This window comes from Actinoplanes sp. TBRC 11911, assembly GCF_012933445.1.
Classification (GTDB): domain Bacteria; phylum Actinomycetota; class Actinomycetes; order Mycobacteriales; family Micromonosporaceae; genus Actinoplanes.
The window spans coordinates 33,751-50,861 of the sequence record NZ_JABBNC010000011.1; the positions used below are offsets into that span (position 1 = coordinate 33,751).

Sequence of the window (17,111 nt, forward strand, 5' to 3'; positions counted from 1 at the left end):
CGATGCCTGGTGGACCGTGCCGTCCGAGCAGGTCCGGCCGTTGAAGAGGATGTGCCACTACGGCCGTTCCGATGTCGATGTTGCCGATTCTCTGGCGCATCATCCGCACCACCCGGCATCATGGGACACGATCAACCGCGGTCGAGGTCGTAGGGGAAGACGCACCTCGGTCTCCGGGAGGTCACCGTGCCAACGTGTGGCGTCGTATACGTCCACTCGACCCCGCTCGCCGTGTGTCAGCACGTCGAGTGGGCGATCGCGCGCGTACTGACAGCGCCGGTCAACCTGCAGTGGACCGCCCAGCCGGTTGATCCCGGCATGCGGCGGGCCGAGTGCAGCTGGACCGGGCGCGCCGGTACCGGCGCGGAACTGGCTGCTGCCCTACGGCAGTGGCCCATGGTCCGTTTCGAGGTAACCGAGGAGCCCAGTCCCGGGATCGACGGCGAGCGCTTCATGCACGTGCCGGGCCGCGGGCTGTTCCACGGGGTGATGGGCGCGTCCGGCGACATCCAGATCGGCGAGGACCGGCTACGGACCATCATGGAGTCCGCGCGGGCGCCCGAGGCGCTCTCGCACGCGCTGGAGAAGGCGCTCGGCACGGCGTGGGACGCCGAATTGGAGCCCTACCGGTACGCCGGCGACGGCGCTCCGGTCACTTTGCTCACTCGGGTGGGCTGAAACAACGAACGCCCGGCCGACCGGCCGGGCGTCCGTCCATTGCGGTTTACAGCGGGATGTTTCCATGTGCCCCGTGGGCCGCCGGTGCCGCGGCCAGGGCCTCGGCGAGACGGCGGCGGGTGTCCTCGGGCTTGATCATGTCGTCGACCACGCCGATCTCGAGGGCCCGGCCGACACCGCCGGCGATCTGCGTCTGCTCCTGGATCAGGCGCTCGCGCACGGCCTCGCGCTCCTCGGCCGGGGCGGCCGCGAGCTTCTTGCGGTGCAGGATGTTCACCGCGGCGCTCGCGCCCATCACCGCGATCTCGGCGTTCGGCCAGGCGAACACCGCCGTGGCGCCGAGCGCCCGGGAGTTCATCGCGATGTACGCGCCACCGAACGACTTGCGCGTCACCAGCGTGACCCGCGGGATCACCGCCTCGGCGAAGGCGTGCAGCAGCTTGGCGCCGCGGCGCACCACACCGTCCCACTCCTGGCCCAGACCGGGCAGGTAACCGGGAACGTCCACCAGCACGATCAGCGGCACCCCGAACGCGTCGCACATGCGCACGAAGCGGGCCGCCTTCTCGGCACTGGCCGAGTCGAGGCAGCCGCCCAGACGCAGCGGGTTGTTCGCGATCACGCCGACCGTGCGGCCGCCGAAGCGGCCCAGCGTGGTGACCACGTTCGGCGCCCACTTCGCGTGCAGTTCCACGCCCGGCTCGTCGAGCAGCGCCTTCACGACGGGCTTGACGTCGTACGCGCGGTTCGCCTCGGCCGGGATGAGCGCACCCAGGTCGTGCCCGGCGGTGTCGTCGTGCACGTCCTCCGGGGTGAGCCGGCCCTGGTGGCCGAGCAGCCCGGTGAGCTTGCGCGCCTCGGACATCGCCGTCTCGTCGTCCTTGGTGGTGATGTGGACGACGCCGGAACGACGGCCGTGCGGCTCGGGGCCGCCCAGCCGCTCCATGTCGACCTGTTCACCGGTGACGCTGCGGACGACCTCCGGCCCGGTCACGAAGATCCGGCCGGCCTTGCTCATGATGACGATGTCGGTCAGCGCCGGGCCGTACGCCGCGCCGCCGGCCGCCGGGCCGAGCACCACGGAGATCTGCGGTACGCGCCCGGACGCCCGGACCATGGCCGCGAAGATCTGGCCGACCCCGTCGAGCGCGGTGACGCCTTCGGCCAGCCGCGCGCCGCCGGAGTGCCAGAGTCCCAGTACCGGGACGCGCTCGCGCACCGCGAGGTCGATCGCCTCGACGATGTGCTGACATCCCTCGATGCCCAGGGCACCGCCCATGCGGGTGCCGTCCGTGGCGAAGGCGACGGCGGGGGTGCCGTCGATCTCGCCGCGCGCGTAGAGCACGCCGGCGTCGTCGCGCGGGATGAGTAGCCGCAGCGTGCCCTGATCGAACAGGTTGCGCAGCCGCAGTTCCGGATCTCGGTAGTCGACGTCCGTGTCGGTCCCGGATGAGGTGGTGGTCACGACGTTCTCCAAACTCACGCGCGGGTGAAGATCAGCGCCACGTTGTGGCCGCCGAATCCGAACGAGTTGTTCATGGCCGCGGGAATGTCCAGCTGACGTGACTTGTGGGCCGCCACGTCCAGGTCGAGCCGCTCGTCCGGGTCGTCCAGGTTGATCGTGGGGGGAACCACGCTGTCCCGGATGGCCAGGATGGTCGCGATCGACTCGAGCGCGCCGGCGGCACCGAGCAGGTGGCCGGACATGGACTTGGTCGAGGTGATCACGGGGTGGGTGCCGACGGCGGCCTTGATGCCGAGGATCTCACCCATGTCGCCGGCCGGGGTCGACGTCGCGTGCGCGTTGACGTGCACGATGTCCGCACCGGTCAGACCGGCGTCGCGGATCGCGCGGCTCATCGCGCGGATGCCGCCCTTGCACTCCGGGTCGGGCTGCACGATGTCGTACCCGTCCGAGGTGATGCCGGCACCGGCCAGGCGGGCGTAGACGCGTGCGCCGCGGGCGGCGGCGTGGTCGGCCCTCTCCAGCACCAGCGCCCCGGCACCCTCACCGAAGACGAATCCGTCGCGGTTCTTGTCCCACGGGCGCGACGCCCTCTCCGGCTCGTCGTTGCGGGTCGACATGGCCCGCATCGAGGCGAATCCGGCGATGGGCAGCGGGTGGATGACCGCTTCGGTGCCGCCGGCCACGACCACGTCGGCCCGGCCGGAGCGGATGATGTCCAGGGCGAGTGCCATGGCCTCGGCGCCGGTCGCACAGGCGCTGGCCATGGCGTGCACACCGGCCTGGGCACCCAGGTCGATGCCGACCCAGGCGGCCGGGCCGTTGGGCATCAGCATCGGGATGGTGTGCGGGCTGACCCGCCGCGGTCCCGACTGCTCCAGGATGTCGTCCTGGCCGAGCAGGGTGAGGGCGCCGCCGATGCCGCTGCCGAAGCTGACCGCGAGGCGCTCCTTGTCGAGTTCCACGTCCGTCAGGCCGGCGTCCGCCCAGGCCTGCCTCGCGGCGACCAGGGCCAGCGCCTCGGAGCGGTCCAGGCGGCGCATCTTGACCCGGTCGATGACCTCGGACGGTTCGACCTCGAGCTGGGCGGCGATGCGGACCGGGAGCTGCTTCGCCCACTCCTGGGTGAGCGGACTCACCCCGGAGCGGCCGTTGAGCATGGCGTCCCAGGTGGACGCGACGTCCCCGCCCAGCGGGGTCGTCGCGCCGAGCCCTGTGACGACGACGTCAGGAATGCTCATGTCAGGCGTTCGCCTCGATGTAGGAGACGGCGTCGCCGACGGTCTTGAGGTTCTGTACCTCGTTGTCCGGGATCTTGACGCCGAACTTCTCCTCGGCCGCCACCACGACCTCGACCATGGACAGCGAGTCGACGTCCAGGTCGTCGGTGAAGGACTTGTCCTCGGCGACGTCGTCCGGGTTGACCCCGGCGACCTCTTCGAGGATCTCGGCGAGGCCGGAAGTGATCTCTTCGCGAGTTGCCATTTTTCTAGTGCTTCCTCTCGATGGTGGGGTTTCGCGTTGGTCAGGTGCCCGATCAGGGAACGCGGACGACCTGACCGGCGTAGGTGAGGCCGCCGCCGAAGCCGAAGAGCAGAACCGGGGCGCCGGAGGGCACCTCGCCGCGCTCGAGCAGCTTGGACAGGGCCAGGGGGATGCTCGCCGCGGAGGTGTTGCCCGACTCGACGAGGTCCTTCGCCACGACGGCGTCGGGGCTCAGGCCCAGGCGCTTCACGATGCCGTCGATGATCCGGGTGTTGGCCTGGTGCGGGACGAAGGCCGCGAGCTCCGACGGGTCCACGCCGGCCTTCGCGCACGCTTCGAGGGCGAACGGCGCGAGCGCGGTCGTCGCCCAGCGGAAGACGGTCTGGCCTTCCTGCTGGATGTAGGGCCGCCAGCCCTCGATCCGCAACGCGTCGCCCTTGTCAGGGGTTGAACCCCACAGTACCGGTCCGATCCCGGCCTGCTCACCGTCGGCGACGCCGGTGACCACGGCGGCGCCGGCGCCGTCACCGAAGAGCACGGCGGTGGTGCGGTCGGTCCAGTCGGTCAGGTCGGACAGCTTCTCGGCGCCGATCACCAGGGCGTTGCGCGCCGCGCCGGCCCGGATCGCGTGGTCGGCGGTGCCCAGCGCGTAGGAGAAGCCGGAGCACGCGGTGTTCAGGTCGAACGCGGCCGGGGCGGTGATGCCGAGGCGCGCGGCGACCCGGGTGGCCACGTTCGGGCAGCGGTCGGCCGAGGAACAGGTGGCCACCGCGACCATGTCGATGTCGGCGGCGCTCAGGCCCGAGTCGGCCAGCGCCTTCTCGGCCGCGTACGTGGCCATGTCGGCGACCGACTCGGTTTCGGCGATGCGCCGCTCGGCGATGCCGACCCGGTCCTTGATCCACGCGTCGTTGGTGTCGATCGTGCTGGCCAGGGCATCATTCGTGACGATTCGCGCGGGCTGGTAGTGGCCCATCGCGATGATGCGGGAACCCGCGCTCATCTGCGCTCTCCTGGGGATGTGAAGTTCACTGGGGGTGCCCGCCGATGCGGGCGACCGGCTGGCCCGGGGCGACCGGGTCGTCGGAGCTGGCGAGCCACTCGGTGAGTGCGCCCGCCGCGTGCGCGGTGACCTCGATGTCACCTTGCCGGGTCACGACGTGGCCGATGACCTGTCCGGACCGCACGTCGTGGCCCTCGTCCAGGCCGTCGGCCGGGCGGAAGGTGCCGGCGCTGGCCGCCACCACGACGCGGAACTGCGGACCCTGCTCGAGACTGGGGGTGACGCCGTGACGGGCGATCAGGTCGCGCGCCGCGGGCAGGTCGTCGGGCGTGTTCAGGGTGACGATCTCGGGCGCACCCTCGCCCTTGAGCTCGCGCTTGACCAGACCGGCGAGGGTGCCCGCCGGGGGCAGCTCGATGACGCCGGTGACGTTGAGGTCCTTCAGCGTGCGCATCACCAGGTCCCAGCGGACCGGCGCGGTGACCTGGCGGACCAGGCGCTGCAGCATCTCCCGGCCGTGCGCCACGGCGGAGCCGTCCAGGTTCGACAGCAGGATGCGCTGCGCGTCGGCGACGGTGACGCCGTCGGCGATCGCGCCGAGCGCCTCCTCGGCCGGAGCCATGTACGGCGTGTGGAACGCGCCGGCCACCTGCAGCGCGATGATCCGGGCCTTGGCCGGCGGGTCGGCGGCCAGCTTGGCCAGCGCGTCCAGCGAACCGGCCGCGACGACCTGACCGGCGCCGTTGCGGTTCGCGGGGTACAGCCCGTGGCGTTCGATGACGGTGAGCACCTCGTCCGGGTCGCCGCCGAGGATCGCGCTCATGCCGGTCGGTTCGAGGGCGCAGGCGGCGGCCATCTCGCGGCCCCGCACGCCGGCCAGCGCGACGGCGGCCTCGGCGGGGAGCACCCCGGCCAGCGCGGCCGCGCTAAGCTCGCCGACGCTGTGCCCGGCGACCAGGCCGACGTCGTACAGCGGTAACTGGCCGGCGGCCAGCAGTGCGGCGGCGACCAGCAGCGGCTGGGTACGAGCGGTGTCCTTGATCTCGTCGGCGTCGGCCTTGGTGCCGAGGTGGACGAGGTCGACGCCGGCGAGGGCGGACCACCACCTCAGCCGGGCATCGACGCCGGGAAGATCAAGCCAGGGGATGAGGAAGCCAGGCTTCTGTGAACCCTGGCCGGGGGAGAGTACGGCGAGCACGTCTCTGACTCTCCCGGATGTGAAGGCGTTGTGGGCTAGGCGACGTATACGAAACCCTACGACGCGGGTTGTGGGAACCCTACAACACCCCCCGTCACTCGTCCCACTTTGGCCGCATTTGTGGCAGCGGTCTCGTGTGAACGACCATTCAGAATTGAACGTGACTTATGTCGCAGGATCGAGCCGGCCGATGGTCATCGCCAGCCTCAGCGCGTACGCGTCGCGACCGTCCAGGGGCGACAGTCCGGTCACTTCGGAGATCCGTTTCAGCCGGTACCGCACGGTGTTCGGGTGCACGAAAAGCTCGCGCGCGGCACTCTCCAGCACGCCGCCGTTGGCGAAGAACGCGTCCAGCGTCTCGATCAGCCCGCCGCCGGCCCGGACCAGCGCGCCGTACGCGTCGTGCCGCAACCGCCGGCGCGCCTCCATGTCGCCGGCCAGCACCCGCTCGGGCAACAGGTCGTCGGCGGACACCGGCGAGGGCGCCCCGAGCCAGGCGCTGGCCGCCCGGAAGCCGGCCAATGCCGCGCGCGCCGACTCGGTGGCCTGGTCGAGCGACGGGACCGCCGGCCCGACCACCACCGGGCCCTCGCCGAAGCTGACCGCGAGCGCACCGGCCGTGGCCACCGGGTCGGCCGCGCCGCCCATCACCACGACCAGCCGGTCGCCGTGCACGCCGCCGATCACCTCGATCCGGGCGCGCCGTGCCGCGCGATAGACGGCGTGCAGCACCGCGGTGATGTCGCCGCCCGGGGAGCGGCCCACCACCACCGCGACCGGCGGTGCGTCCGCCCAGCCCAGCGCCGCGGCCCGGCTGGCCAGCACGTCCGACGAGTCGCCCCGCAACAGCGCGTCGACCAGCAGGGCCTGCAACCGGGCATCCCAGGCGCCCCGCGACTCGGCCGCACGGGCGTACACCCGGGCCGCCGAGAAGGCGATCTCCCGGCTGTACTTGAGGATGGCCTGCAGTAACGCCTCCTCCTCGCCGGCCGCGGCGAGCTCGTCGACCCGGGACTCGGCCACGTCGATGGTGACCTTGATGAGCTGGACGGTCTGGGTCAGCGTGATCGACCGTGCCAGCGCGCGGGGGGCCGCCGCGAACACCTCGTCGGAGATCTCCTGCGAGGAGGCGACGGCGGTGCCGCCCGAGCGCAGCCACTCGACCAGCGAGCGCACGCCGGCCTGTGCGACAAGCGTCACCCACGACCGTTGATCGGCCGGCAGGGCACGGAACCACGGAAGTGTCTCGTCCATCCGGGCCACCGCGGAGGTGGCCAGCGCGCCGGCGCTGCGCTCGACACGGCGCAGGGTCGCGGCGAGCGGGGGCTTTGCCGCACGTGGGGGCTTTGACGGGGCGGACACGACCCCAGGGTGCCATGCCGCCGCCGGTACGCCGACACTCGAACCCTTTTGACCGCTTTACGACATTTGCCGGGAGTAGCGGTGAGCCCCTCCCGCGATTCCGGTCGGTGACCTGGCAGTGTGTCGTCCGGGGATCCCCGGGAATGGGTAAGACCGGGTCCGGGGCTGCCGATGAAAGACCGCGACAGAGCTGCCCAGGCAGCTTAGGGGTGAGGGGAGGCGAGATATGCCGGACCGGGACGAGGCGTCGCTGTGCGCTGACGAAGAGCCCGCCCACGAGGACACTCAGGCCCTCTCGCCGGGCGACGATGAGCCGGAAGTACCGGGCCCGAGCCGGGTCGGCTGCCGGACGGAGCTGCGTGGCTGGGCCGGAGCCCATCTCCACGGGGCGGTCCGCCCACGGCGCCGAGCCGCCGGGCGCGGACGGCCGCCGGGGCGATGGTGCTGAACCCGCGTGGGTGAGCCGGTGATGCGGTGGACGACAAGAGACGCCTGATTCTCGACCAGGCGCTGGCACTCGTGGACGAGCGTGGCCTCGCCGCGATGTCGATGCGCGCCGTGGCCGAGCGGGTCGGGCTCACCTCGATGGCCCTCTACCCGTACGTCGGGGGTAAGGATGCCCTGCTCGACGGCCTGGTCGACCTCCTGCACCTGGAACTGGGCGCGCAGGTGGCCGCCGCCGAGATGGACTGGCGGCCCCGGTTACGCGCCCTGGGCCGGGCCGTGCGCGCTCTCGCGGCCCGGCATCCGGGCGCGTTCCCGCTGCTGCTCAACCGGTCCGCGGCGGGTTCGTCCTGGCTGATCGCGGCGTTACGCGGGGTGCTGCACGACGCCGGTCTGCCGCACGAACGGATCCCGCGGATGGCCCGGATGCTGCTGGCGTTCCTGCTGGGCTACGCGACCGGTGAGGTAACCGGCGGCCTGCCCACCGACGATGCCGCGGCCGAGTCGGCCGAGCAGGAGTTCGAGGCGGATCTGGCCGACCTCGTACGCCTCATCGAGGTCGCCGTTCGGGTCGGCTGATCGCGTTCCGCCCGTCTCGTCCGGATCCGCCACCTATAAAGGGACCATGTCCCGCCACGCTGAGCTCACCGACGAGCTCACCGACGAGGAGGCCCTGCGCGAGCTCGTGGCCGCGCGCCTCCCGCAGATGCGCCGTTCGGCGTTCCTGATGTGCGGCGACTGGGAGCAGGCCACCGAGCTGACCCGGGCCTGCCTGGCGCGCGTGGTGGCTGATACCCGGCGTGGTGTCGTGGCCGACCCGGACGTCTACGCGTACGCGCAGCTGATGGAGGCCTGCCGCCGCCGCAACCGGCGCCGGGAGCATGTCTTCGTGGCGTCCGCGACCGGTGGTGGCGTCGCCGCCGAGTCGATCCTGGTGCTGGACGCGCTGCACAAGCTGGCGCCGCGCTGCCGGGCGGTGCTGGTGCTGCGCCACTGGGACGGCTTCGACACGGACGCCACCGGGGCGATGCTCGACCTGGACGACGAGCGGGTCGAGGCGTACGAGCGGGCCGGCATGGCCGCGCTGGAGAAGCTGCTCATCGAGTCGGAGCAGGGCCTGCAGGCCTGGACGGCCGGATGAACGTGCGGCTGAGCGAGCTGCTCGAACCCGTCCTGGCCGGCGAACCGCCGCTGGCCGACGAGGTGGACGCGGTGTTCCGCCGGGCCGACCGGCTGCACCGGCGGCGCACCCGGATGCTGCTCGCCTCGGGCGCGGTCGCCGTGGCCGCGGTGGTGGCGGCCGGCTTCGTGCTGACCTCGGCGCTGCTGCCGCGCCGCGAGCCCGCGGACCGCGTCGCGCCGTCGATGGCCGCGCCGCCGATCATCACGGCCTCGGCCCCCACCCCGTCACCGTCGCCCACAAGGGACTCGGTGCGCGCGGTGGTGGGGCCGGCGGTCGGCGAGCGGGGTATGCACGTGCTGGCCGGCGAGCTCGGCGACGGCTGGCGCGAGTACCCGGTGCGCGACGCCGACGGCATCCGGCGGGGGATCGTGCGGGTGGCAATCTACCGGGTCGAGGGCGACCTCTGCTTCCCGGTGCTGGCCGCTCCGAGCCGCTGCGCGCGCGCCGAGCGGACGTCGTCGGGCATCGATTACGTCCGCTACGACGACGAGCACGACCCGGACCGGCAGGTGCACCAGACCATCGCGCACCGGGACGGCCGGGCGCTCGCGGTGATGGCGGCGGGGGAACGCGACATCGGCGCGAAGCGGGGCAAGCCCGCCCTGACCGGCAAGCAGGTCGAGAGGGTGGCCACCGACGAGCGGCTGTTCGACGCGTTCGCCGCCGAGCACTGCGGCGACGGCTGCCCCGACTTCGCCGTGCCGGTGCCTTAGTTCCGGCGCCCTAGATCTTGCGACGGATGAGGAACGCGATGCCGGCCAGTCCGGTCAGGATCGCCACCAGGACCGCGCCGTTGAGCAGCAGCAGCCGGCGCATCTGGTCGAGGAACGTGTTCATCCCGGCGACCGGGTCGAGCTCGTCGCTGTCCACGTTCTGGCCGAGGCCGCCGCCGCCGATGCCGCCGGCCACCACGTCCGGCTTGGTCTGCAGCGGGGCGCCGCTGACCCGCAGCGCGCCCGGCATGGTGAGCCGGCCGTAGAACCAGGCGTCGGCCTTCTTCCCGCTGGGCTGCGCGGCCGGGCGGTGCGCCCGGGGACCGCCGGCGGCTAACGGGTACAGCTCGTAGACCTGCAGCGGCGCCGTCTTGTTCAGCACGGTCAGCACGTACTTCGGACCGAGCTTGTCCGGCTTCGGTTTGGTGGTCTGGCCCTTCGGCGGGGTCGCCATCCAGCTGACCTCGCTCAGCATCGAGTCGAACAGCCGGCTCTGGCTCTGCTGCTGGATGACGATCTTGTCGGGCAGGTCGTTGCCGGTGATGTAGATGGCGGTCGGCTTCGCGACGGGCTTCGGCGCGGCCTGGGCGGTGCCGGGCGCGAGGCCGACCGCGAGCGCGGCGGCGATCGCCAGCGTGCCCGCCGCCGACACCAACCGTGTGATCGACCCTCGAACCATCGTCCGGCCTCCCCGCCCCGTGGTGGACATGGCTTCGCACATCGCCGACCGGTCCGCGATGGTGGATTCGCGGCGCGGCCGACGGGTTTCAGCCTTCCCGGACGCACGTCCGGACGCATCTATCGCCGGACGAATTGAAGCCATCTGGGGATGACCGATGACGACAATGGCCGTTGATCAGCGGCCGAATAGTACCTAGTCCTGTCGACACGTTGGGGGCCCGGTCACCTCCCCGGCGGATTTCGTTACCGGAATGACGGTTGGCGATGGCCAGCCGGGCCCCAAATACGGTAAAAGGCGGATATGCAGGGTCAGAGTCAGACCAGCTTGGCCCGCGCTGCGCGCAGCCGGCGCAGCGTCCGCTCCCGCCCGAGGACCTCGATGGACTCGAACAGGGGCAGTCCGATCGAGCGCCCGGTGACGGCGACGCGGATCGGCGCCTGCGTCTTGCCGAGCTTCATCTCGCGGGCCATGCCGATCTCCTCGACCGCGGCCTTCAACGGCTCGGTGGACCACTCGCCGAGCGCCTCGTACGCGGCGGCGGTCGCCTCCAGGATCTCGGCGGCGTCACCCTTCATGGCCTTGGCCCAGGACGCGTCGTCGATGACCGGCTCGTCGAGGAACAGGAAGTCCACATAGTCCACGATCTCGGACAGCACCGCGATGCGGGTCTGCGCGAGCGGCGCCACCGCGGTGAACGCCTGTGCGTCGAAGGAAGACGGGTCCCACGGCGGGGCGGGGATCGTGTCCGTCCCGGTCAGCCACGGCGTGCACATCTGGATGAACTCCTCGACCGAGAGGGCCCGGATGTAGTCGCCGTTGAACGCGCGCAGCTTCTTGATGTCGAAGAACGCGGACGCGTGGTTGACGTCCTCGAGGCTGTACTCGGTCTCGATCACGTCCCACGGCACGATCTCGCGGTCGCCGGACGGCGCCCAGCCGAGCAGCATCAGGTAGTTCTTCATCGCGGCGGCCAGATATCCCTCGTCGCGGTACGACTCGAGGGCCACCTTGTCGCGGCGCTTGGACAGCTTCTGCCGCTTCTCGTTGACGATGACCGGCACGTGTGCCCAGACCGGCGGGGTGTGACCCAGCGCCTCCCACAGCAGCACCTGCTTGGGCGTGTTGGGCAGGTGCTCCTCGGCCCGGATCACGTGGTTGATGCCCATGCTCATGTCGTCCACGACGTTGGCCAGCAGGAACACCGGCGAGCCGTCGCTGCGCGCGATGACGAAGTCTTCCATCAACTTGTTCTCGAACGTGGGCTTGCCGCGCAGCAGGTCCTCGACCACGGTGACGCCTTCGTCCGGCGTACGGAATCGCAAGGCTCGTCCCTCGCCCGGGCCGAGCCCGCGGTCGCGGCAGAACCCGTCGTAGCCCTTGTGTGAATCCCCGGTGCGGGCGATGACGTCCTCGCGCTTGCAGTCGCAGTAATACGCCCGGCCCTCGCCGAACAGGCGGGTCGCTGCGGCCTTCTGGTCGTCGGCGTAGGCGGACTGGAAGTACGGACCCTCATACGTCCCGCGCTCGATGCCGAGCCAGTCGAGCGCCGAGATGATGCCCTCGGTCCACTCGGGACGGTTGCGAGCGGCGTCGGTGTCCTCGATCCGCAGGACGAACACGCCGTCGTGCTGCTTGGCGTAGATCCAGTTCTGCAGGGCCGTGCGGGCACCGCCGACGTGGAACATGCCGGTCGGGGAGGGGGCGAAGCGTACGCGAACAGTCACCCGACAAGACTACCTAGCGCACCGAGCGGATTTTCACCACCATGACGGCTCCGAGCAGGGTGACCACGCCGGTGAGCGTGAACAGGGCCGGATAACCGCCCAGGTGGGTCACGATCGGGGCGGCCAGGACCGGGCCCAGCACCTGCGGCGCGGCCGTCGCGATGTTGATGACGCCCAGGTCCTTGGCGCGGTCGGTGGCCTTCGGCAGCACCTGGGTGATCAACGCGGTGTCGACGGCCAGGTAGACGCCGAAGCCGGCGCCGAACAGGAACGCCGACACGATCGACACCGGCCAGGTCGGGAAGATCGCCAGCAGCAGCGCCGCCAAGGTGATCAACCCACCGGACCAGATCACGAAGATCTTGCGGCGGCCGAGGCGGTCGGAGAGATAGCCGCCGAGCGTCGCCGTCCCGATCATGCCGACCGTGTAGATCAGGATCATGTACAGCAGGCCGGTGTCCGGATCGTCCAGTTTCACCGCGTCCTGCAGGAAGTACAGCAGGTAGAGCGTGCCCAGCGCGTTGCCGAGCATCACCAGGAAGCGGGTGCCGAAGGCCCAGGCGAAGTCCGGGTGGCCGCGCAGGTCCAGCTTCCATTCGGTACGCCTGATCGCGCCCTCGCCCAGCGGATCGTCGGGCGTGAGCAGCACGAACGGCGCGACCAGCAGGACCAGCCCGACCGCCATGATCGAGTACCCGGGGCCAGTGGTGGTGACCACCGCGGTGACCAGGATGGCCCCGAGCACCAGGCCCAGCGCCTGCGGCATGCCGATCCAGCCGGACACCAGTCCCCGCTGCGCGACCGGCACCCGGTCCGGGACCGCCGCGGTCAGCGTGGCCAGCATGATGTTCAGCCCGACCTGCGCGCCGGCCCACCAGAGCGTGACCGTGAGCAGGCTGGGTGCGCCCGCGAGCCCGAACAGCGAGATCGCCGCGAGGACGCCGCCGCCGATCGTCCAGACGTGCCGGCGGCCGAAGCTGCGGCCGAAGGCGTGCGGGCGGGTGCGGTCGCTGAGCGCGCCGGCGATCGGGTTCACCATGATCGCGACCAGGGCGCCGATGCCGGTCACGACGCCGAGCCATGTCTCCTTGCCGCTGGGCACGAGGTCGTCGATCTGCTCGGGCAGCAGCACCTGGATGGGCGTGAAGAAGGCCATCCACAGGCCGAGATTGGCGGCGAACAGCAGCCCGATCCACGAGCGACGAACCGGCACCACGGGCTCGGCGAGGGCGGCGACGCGGCGCTCCACGACGGCCATCGAGCCTCCTCGCAATGTTACAAATGCAAACGCGAAATTTCCTCGGAGGCTAGGGGATCTTCGTCTCCAGGGGAAGTTCCACTTCGGAAGCTAACGAAAAGTAGTCGCAAAGTCACCGGAGTGTCACCCTCTCCGGATCGGCGCCCATCCGTGAAACCGACTTTTCCGACCGTCATTGACACGCGTCATCGGGCGCCGTAGTTTACCAACTAGCTAATTAACCAGTTGGTAAAACATGAGGGAGTCAGGGACATGGGCAAGATCGTTGCGGTGGAGTACACGACCCTCGACGGCGTCATGGAGGAGCCGATGTGGAGCGGCCCGTACTTCAACGAAGAGCTCGGCAACTGGCAGGACGCGAACCTGCGCGAGGCGGACGCGCTGCTGCTCGGCCGCAAGACCTACGAGGGCTTCAAGGAGGCCTGGCCGAAGATGGAGGCGGAGACCGGTCACTTCGGCGTCAAGATGAACTCGATGCCCAAACACGTCGCCACCACCACGCTCACCGAGCCGGAGTGGAACGCGATCTTCATGCGGGGCGAGGTCGCCGACGCGGTGCGGGCGCTGAAGGCCGAGCCCGGCAACCTGCTGATCAACGGCAGCGGGGTGCTGGTCAACTACCTGACGCGGCACAACCTCATCGACGAGTACCGGATCATGGTCTACCCCGTGGTGCAGGGCGAGGGGCAGAAGCTGTGGGAGGACGGTACGAAGATCGCGCTGTCGCTCACTGATGCGTGGCGCACAAAGACCGGTGTCGAGGTGCTGACCTACGTCCCGGCCTGACACCATGTCGCCCGTGGCCACCGATCAGCTGAGCGTCATCTTCGCGGCGCTCGCTGATCCGACCCGGCGGGCGATTCTGGCCCGCCTGGCCGAGGGCCCGGCGACCGTCAACGAGATCGCCGGACCGTTCGACATGACGCTCCCGGCCGTCTCCAAGCACCTCAAGGTGCTGGAGCGGGCCGGGCTCATCTCCCGCGGCCGGGAGGCGCAGTGGCGGCCCTGCAAGCTGGAGGCCGAGCCGCTGCGCGAGGCCACCGAGTGGATGAGCCACTACCGCCGCTTCTGGGAGGGCTCCTTCGACAAGCTGGACGCTCACCTCAAAGCCCTCATGAAGGACTAGCTGTCGCCGCCGGTCTCGCCCACGGGCGCGGCGTTGACGTCGTCGATCGCGTACTTCTTGGCGGCCTCGCCCGGTACGTGCGACGGTACTTTGCCGCGTAGCGCGAGCTGGCGCAGCGTCGCCACGGCGACCGACTCGGCGTCCACGTGGAAGTGCCGGCGCAGGGCGTGCCGGGTGTCGCTCATGCCGAAGCCGTCGGTGCCCAGCGAGGTGTAGTCGTTCGGCACCCAGCGGGCGATCAGGTCGGGGACCGCCCGCATGAAGTCGCTGACCGCGACGACCGGGCCCTCGGTGCCCTCGAGCTTGCGCTGCACGTACGGCTTGCGGAGCTCGTCACCCGGGTTCATCAGGTTGTGCTCCTCGGCCTCGACCGCGTCGCGGCGCAGCTCGGTCCACGAGGTCACCGACCAGACGTCCGCACCCACGCCCCAGTCCTGCGCCAGCAGCTGCTGAGCCTTCAGCGCCCACTGCATGCCCGTGCCGGACGCCAGGATCTGCGCTTTCGGCCCGGTGGTCTGCGGTGCCGGGGCGTACCGGTAGATGCCCTTGACGATGCCCTCGACGTCGACACCCTCGGGCTCGGCCGGCTGCACGATCGGCTCGTTGTAGACCGTCAGGTAGTAGAAGATGTTCTCCTGCTTCTCGCCGTACATGCGGTGCAGGCCGCTCTCCACGATGTGCGCGATCTCGAACGCGAACGCCGGGTCGTACGACGCGACCGCCGGGTTGGTCGCCGCGATGAGCAGCGAGTGCCCGTCCTCGTGCTGCAGGCCCTCGCCGTTGAGCGTGGTGCGGCCCGCGGTGGCGCCCAGCAGGAAGCCCCGGGTCATCTGGTCGGCCGCCGCCCACAGCTCGTCGGCGGTGCGCTGGAAGCCGAACATCGAATAGAAGATGTACAGCGGGATCATCGGCTCGTCGTGCGTGGCGTACGAGGTGCCGGCCGCGATGAAGCTCGCCGTCGACCCGGCCTCGTTGATGCCCTCGTGCAGGATCTGGCCGTTGATCGCTTCCTTGTACGACAGGAAGAGCTCCCGGTCCACCGACGTGTAGGTCTGACCGAACGGCGAGTAGATCTTCTTGGTCGGGAACAGCGAGTCCATGCCGAAGGTGCGGGCCTCGTCCGGGATGATCGGCACCCAGCGGGCCCCGAACTCCTTGTCCTTCATGAGGTCCTTGAGCAGCCGCACGAAGGCCATCGTGGTGGCCACCTTCTGCTTGCCGCTGCCGCGCTTGACGTCGCCGAACACCTTGGGCTCGGGGATCTGCAGAACCTTGCCCTTGGTACGCCTCGACGGAATGAATCCGCCCAGCTCACGACGGCGCTCCAGCATGTACTGGATCTCCTCGGAGTCCTTCCCCGGGTGGTAGTACGGGGGAAGGTACGGGTTCTCCTCGAGCTGTTTGTCGCTGATGTCCAGGTAGAGGCGGTCCCGGAAGCCCTTGAGGTCGTCCAGAGTCAGCTTCTTCATCTGGTGCGTCGCGTTGCGGGCCTCGAAGTGCGAGCCCAGCGTCCAGCCCTTGATCGTCTTCGCGAGGATCACGGTGGGCTGGCCGGTGTGCTCGGTGGCCGCCTTGTACGCCGCGTACAGCTTGCGGTAGTCGTGGCCGCCGCGCTTGAGGTTCCAGACCTCGTCGTCGCTCAGCCCGTCCACCATCTTGCGGGTGCGCGGGTCACGACCGAAGAAGTTCTCCCGGACGTACGCCCCGGATTCGCCCTTGTACGTCTGGTAGTCACCGTCGGGCGTCACATTCATCAGGTTGACGAGCGCGCCATCGGTGTCCGCCGCGAGCAGCGGGTCCCACTCCCGGCCCCAGATCACCTTGATCACGTTCCAGCCGGCGCCGCGGAACCGCGACTCCAGCTCCTGGATGATCTTGCCGTTGCCGCGTACCGGGCCGTCGAGTCGCTGCAGGTTGCAGTTGATGACGAAGGTCAGGTTGTCGAGTTCCTCGCGCGCGGCCAGGCCGATCGCGCCGATCGACTCGACCTCGTCCATCTCGCCGTCGCCGAGGAACGCCCAGACGTGCTGCTGGCTGGTGTCCTTGATGCCGCGGTTCTGCATGTACCGGTTGAAGCGCGCCTGGTAGATCGCCTGCAGCGGGCCGAGACCCATGCTGACCGTCGGGAACTCCCAGAAGTTCGACATCAGCCTGGGGTGCGGGTACGACGGCAGACCGCCACCCGGGTGCGACAGCTCCTGCCGGAAGCCGTCCAGCTTGTCGGCGCTCAACCGGCCTTCCAGGTACGCCCGTGCGTACATACCCGGGGAGGCGTGGCCCTGATAGAAGATCTGGTCGCCACCACCCGGGTGGTCCTTGCCCCGGAAGAAGTGGTTCATGCCGACCTCGTAGAGGCTGGCGCTCGAGGCATACGTGGAGATGTGGCCGCCGACCCCGATCTCCGGGCGCTGGGCGCGGTGCACCAGCATGGCCGCGTTCCACCGGATGTACGCGCGGATGCGCCGCTCCACGAACTCGTCACCGGGGAACCAGGGCTCGTCCTCGGGCGGGATCGTGTTGATGTAGTCCGTGGAGGTCAACGGGGGGACGCCGACCTGCCGCTCACGGGCCCGCTCGAGCAGGCGCAACATAACGTAACGGGCCCTCTTCGTGCCGCGTTCGTCGATGACTCCGTCGAGCGACTCGACCCACTCGTTAGTTTCCTCGGGGTCGATGTCCGGTAGCCGGCTCGGCAGGCCATCGCTGATCACCGGGCGCTTGCGCTCCGTAGCCACAGGCAATCCTCTTGGTCGGTGGTGGGGGCCGGGCGTCTCATTGTGTGAGCCGCTC

At 70.2% G+C, this 17,111-nt stretch carries 16 protein-coding genes; 6 read left to right on the plus strand and 10 right to left on the minus strand.

Annotation, left to right across the window (positions count from 1 at the left end):
* Positions 1 to 186: 186 nt before the first annotated feature.
* Positions 187 to 678 (plus strand): DUF3145 domain-containing protein, encoded by a 492-nt coding sequence (locus HH310_RS17365; RefSeq protein ID WP_169176608.1) that lies wholly within the window; start codon positions 187 to 189, stop codon positions 676 to 678.
* Positions 679 to 724: 46 nt separating this feature from the next.
* On the opposite strand, the gene HH310_RS17370 is transcribed toward HH310_RS17365, so the two are convergent.
* The 6 genes from HH310_RS17370 to HH310_RS17395 form a co-directional block, all read right to left on the minus strand.
* Positions 725 to 2,143 carry a carboxyl transferase domain-containing protein gene (locus HH310_RS17370; protein WP_312034157.1) on the minus strand — a complete coding sequence of 473 codons (1,419 nt, stop codon included), beginning with the start codon at positions 2,141 to 2,143 and terminating at the stop codon, positions 725 to 727.
* A 14-nt stretch (positions 2,144 to 2,157) separates the two neighbouring features.
* Positions 2,158 to 3,384, minus strand: coding sequence for a beta-ketoacyl-ACP synthase II (gene fabF / locus HH310_RS17375; RefSeq protein WP_169176609.1), 1,227 nt, complete (start codon positions 3,382 to 3,384; stop codon positions 2,158 to 2,160).
* 1 nt (position 3,385) lies between these two features.
* Positions 3,386 to 3,628 (minus strand): acyl carrier protein, encoded by a 243-nt coding sequence (locus tag HH310_RS17380; RefSeq protein WP_169176610.1) that lies wholly within the window; start codon positions 3,626 to 3,628, stop codon positions 3,386 to 3,388.
* 52 nt (positions 3,629 to 3,680) lie between these two features.
* The gene (locus tag HH310_RS17385) at positions 3,681 to 4,631 is read right to left on the minus strand and encodes a beta-ketoacyl-ACP synthase III (protein ID WP_169176611.1); all 951 of its coding nucleotides are present in this window, start codon (positions 4,629 to 4,631) and stop codon (positions 3,681 to 3,683) included.
* 25 nt (positions 4,632 to 4,656) lie between these two features.
* Positions 4,657 to 5,829 carry an acyltransferase domain-containing protein gene (locus HH310_RS17390; protein ID WP_169176612.1) on the minus strand — a complete coding sequence of 391 codons (1,173 nt, stop codon included), beginning with the start codon at positions 5,827 to 5,829 and terminating at the stop codon, positions 4,657 to 4,659.
* Positions 5,830 to 5,994: 165 nt separating this feature from the next.
* Complete coding sequence (locus tag HH310_RS17395) at positions 5,995 to 7,191, minus strand: helix-turn-helix domain-containing protein (RefSeq protein WP_169176613.1); 1,197 nt, start codon at positions 7,189 to 7,191, stop codon at positions 5,995 to 5,997.
* Positions 7,192 to 7,665: 474 nt separating this feature from the next.
* On the opposite strand from HH310_RS17395, the gene HH310_RS17405 reads away from it, so the two are divergent.
* The 3 genes from HH310_RS17405 to HH310_RS17415 are packed head-to-tail and all read left to right on the plus strand — an operon-like array spanning position 7,666 to position 9,531.
* Entirely contained in the window at positions 7,666 to 8,214 is a 549-nt protein-coding gene (locus tag HH310_RS17405; protein WP_169176615.1) for a TetR/AcrR family transcriptional regulator, read from the plus strand.
* 46 nt (positions 8,215 to 8,260) lie between these two features.
* Positions 8,261 to 8,776, plus strand: a complete 516-nt coding sequence (locus HH310_RS17410) for an RNA polymerase sigma factor (RefSeq protein WP_169176616.1) — start codon at positions 8,261 to 8,263, stop codon at positions 8,774 to 8,776.
* Positions 8,773 to 9,531, plus strand: coding sequence for a hypothetical protein (locus tag HH310_RS17415; RefSeq protein ID WP_169176617.1), 759 nt, complete (start codon positions 8,773 to 8,775; stop codon positions 9,529 to 9,531). Before HH310_RS17410 ends, HH310_RS17415 begins: the two co-directional genes overlap by 4 nt.
* Positions 9,532 to 9,541: 10 nt before the next feature.
* On the opposite strand, the gene HH310_RS17420 is transcribed toward HH310_RS17415, so the two are convergent.
* From HH310_RS17420 to HH310_RS17430, 3 genes are all read right to left on the minus strand, one after another.
* On the minus strand, positions 9,542 to 10,210 hold the full coding sequence (locus HH310_RS17420; RefSeq protein WP_211192253.1) for a hypothetical protein: 669 nt from the start codon (positions 10,208 to 10,210) through the stop codon (positions 9,542 to 9,544).
* Between the two features lie 317 nt (positions 10,211 to 10,527).
* A complete protein-coding gene (gltX, locus tag HH310_RS17425) occupies positions 10,528 to 11,937 on the minus strand; it encodes a glutamate--tRNA ligase (protein WP_169176618.1) in 1,410 nt (469 codons plus the stop codon).
* Positions 11,938 to 11,950: 13 nt separating this feature from the next.
* Positions 11,951 to 13,195: an MFS transporter gene (locus HH310_RS17430; RefSeq protein WP_169176619.1), complete on the minus strand. Its 1,245-nt coding sequence runs from the start codon at positions 13,193 to 13,195 to the stop codon at positions 11,951 to 11,953.
* Between the two features lie 252 nt (positions 13,196 to 13,447).
* Here HH310_RS17430 and HH310_RS17435 point away from each other — a divergent pair, with 252 nt between their 5' ends.
* Both HH310_RS17435 and HH310_RS17440 read left to right on the plus strand, forming a co-directional pair.
* On the plus strand, positions 13,448 to 13,981 hold the full coding sequence (locus HH310_RS17435) for a dihydrofolate reductase family protein (protein WP_169176620.1): 534 nt from the start codon (positions 13,448 to 13,450) through the stop codon (positions 13,979 to 13,981).
* Between the two features lie 13 nt (positions 13,982 to 13,994).
* Positions 13,995 to 14,321, plus strand: a complete 327-nt coding sequence (locus tag HH310_RS17440; protein WP_312034160.1) for a metalloregulator ArsR/SmtB family transcription factor — start codon at positions 13,995 to 13,997, stop codon at positions 14,319 to 14,321.
* On the opposite strand, the gene aceE is transcribed toward HH310_RS17440, so the two are convergent.
* Positions 14,318 to 17,056, minus strand: coding sequence for a pyruvate dehydrogenase (acetyl-transferring), homodimeric type (gene aceE / locus HH310_RS17445; RefSeq protein ID WP_169176622.1), 2,739 nt, complete (start codon positions 17,054 to 17,056; stop codon positions 14,318 to 14,320). The genes HH310_RS17440 and aceE overlap by 4 nt on opposite strands.
* Positions 17,057 to 17,111: the final 55 nt, after the last annotated feature.

Excerpts from the sequence above, each read along its gene's own strand:
- HH310_RS17415 (WP_169176617.1), top strand. The coding sequence starts at position 8,773 with ATGAACGTGCGGCTGAGCGAGCTGCTCGAACCCGTCCTGGCCGGCGAA.
- HH310_RS17385 (WP_169176611.1), bottom strand. The coding sequence starts at position 4,631 with ATGAGCGCGGGTTCCCGCATCATCGCGATGGGCCACTACCAGCCCGCG.
- HH310_RS17430 (WP_169176619.1), bottom strand. The coding sequence starts at position 13,195 with ATGGCCGTCGTGGAGCGCCGCGTCGCCGCCCTCGCCGAGCCCGTGGTG.
- HH310_RS17420 (WP_211192253.1), bottom strand. The coding sequence starts at position 10,210 with ATGGTTCGAGGGTCGATCACACGGTTGGTGTCGGCGGCGGGCACGCTG.
- HH310_RS17435 (WP_169176620.1), top strand. The coding sequence starts at position 13,448 with ATGGGCAAGATCGTTGCGGTGGAGTACACGACCCTCGACGGCGTCATG.
- fabF (WP_169176609.1), bottom strand. The coding sequence starts at position 3,384 with ATGAGCATTCCTGACGTCGTCGTCACAGGGCTCGGCGCGACGACCCCG.
- HH310_RS17380 (WP_169176610.1), bottom strand. The coding sequence starts at position 3,628 with ATGGCAACTCGCGAAGAGATCACTTCCGGCCTCGCCGAGATCCTCGAA.
- HH310_RS17410 (WP_169176616.1), top strand. The coding sequence starts at position 8,261 with ATGTCCCGCCACGCTGAGCTCACCGACGAGCTCACCGACGAGGAGGCC.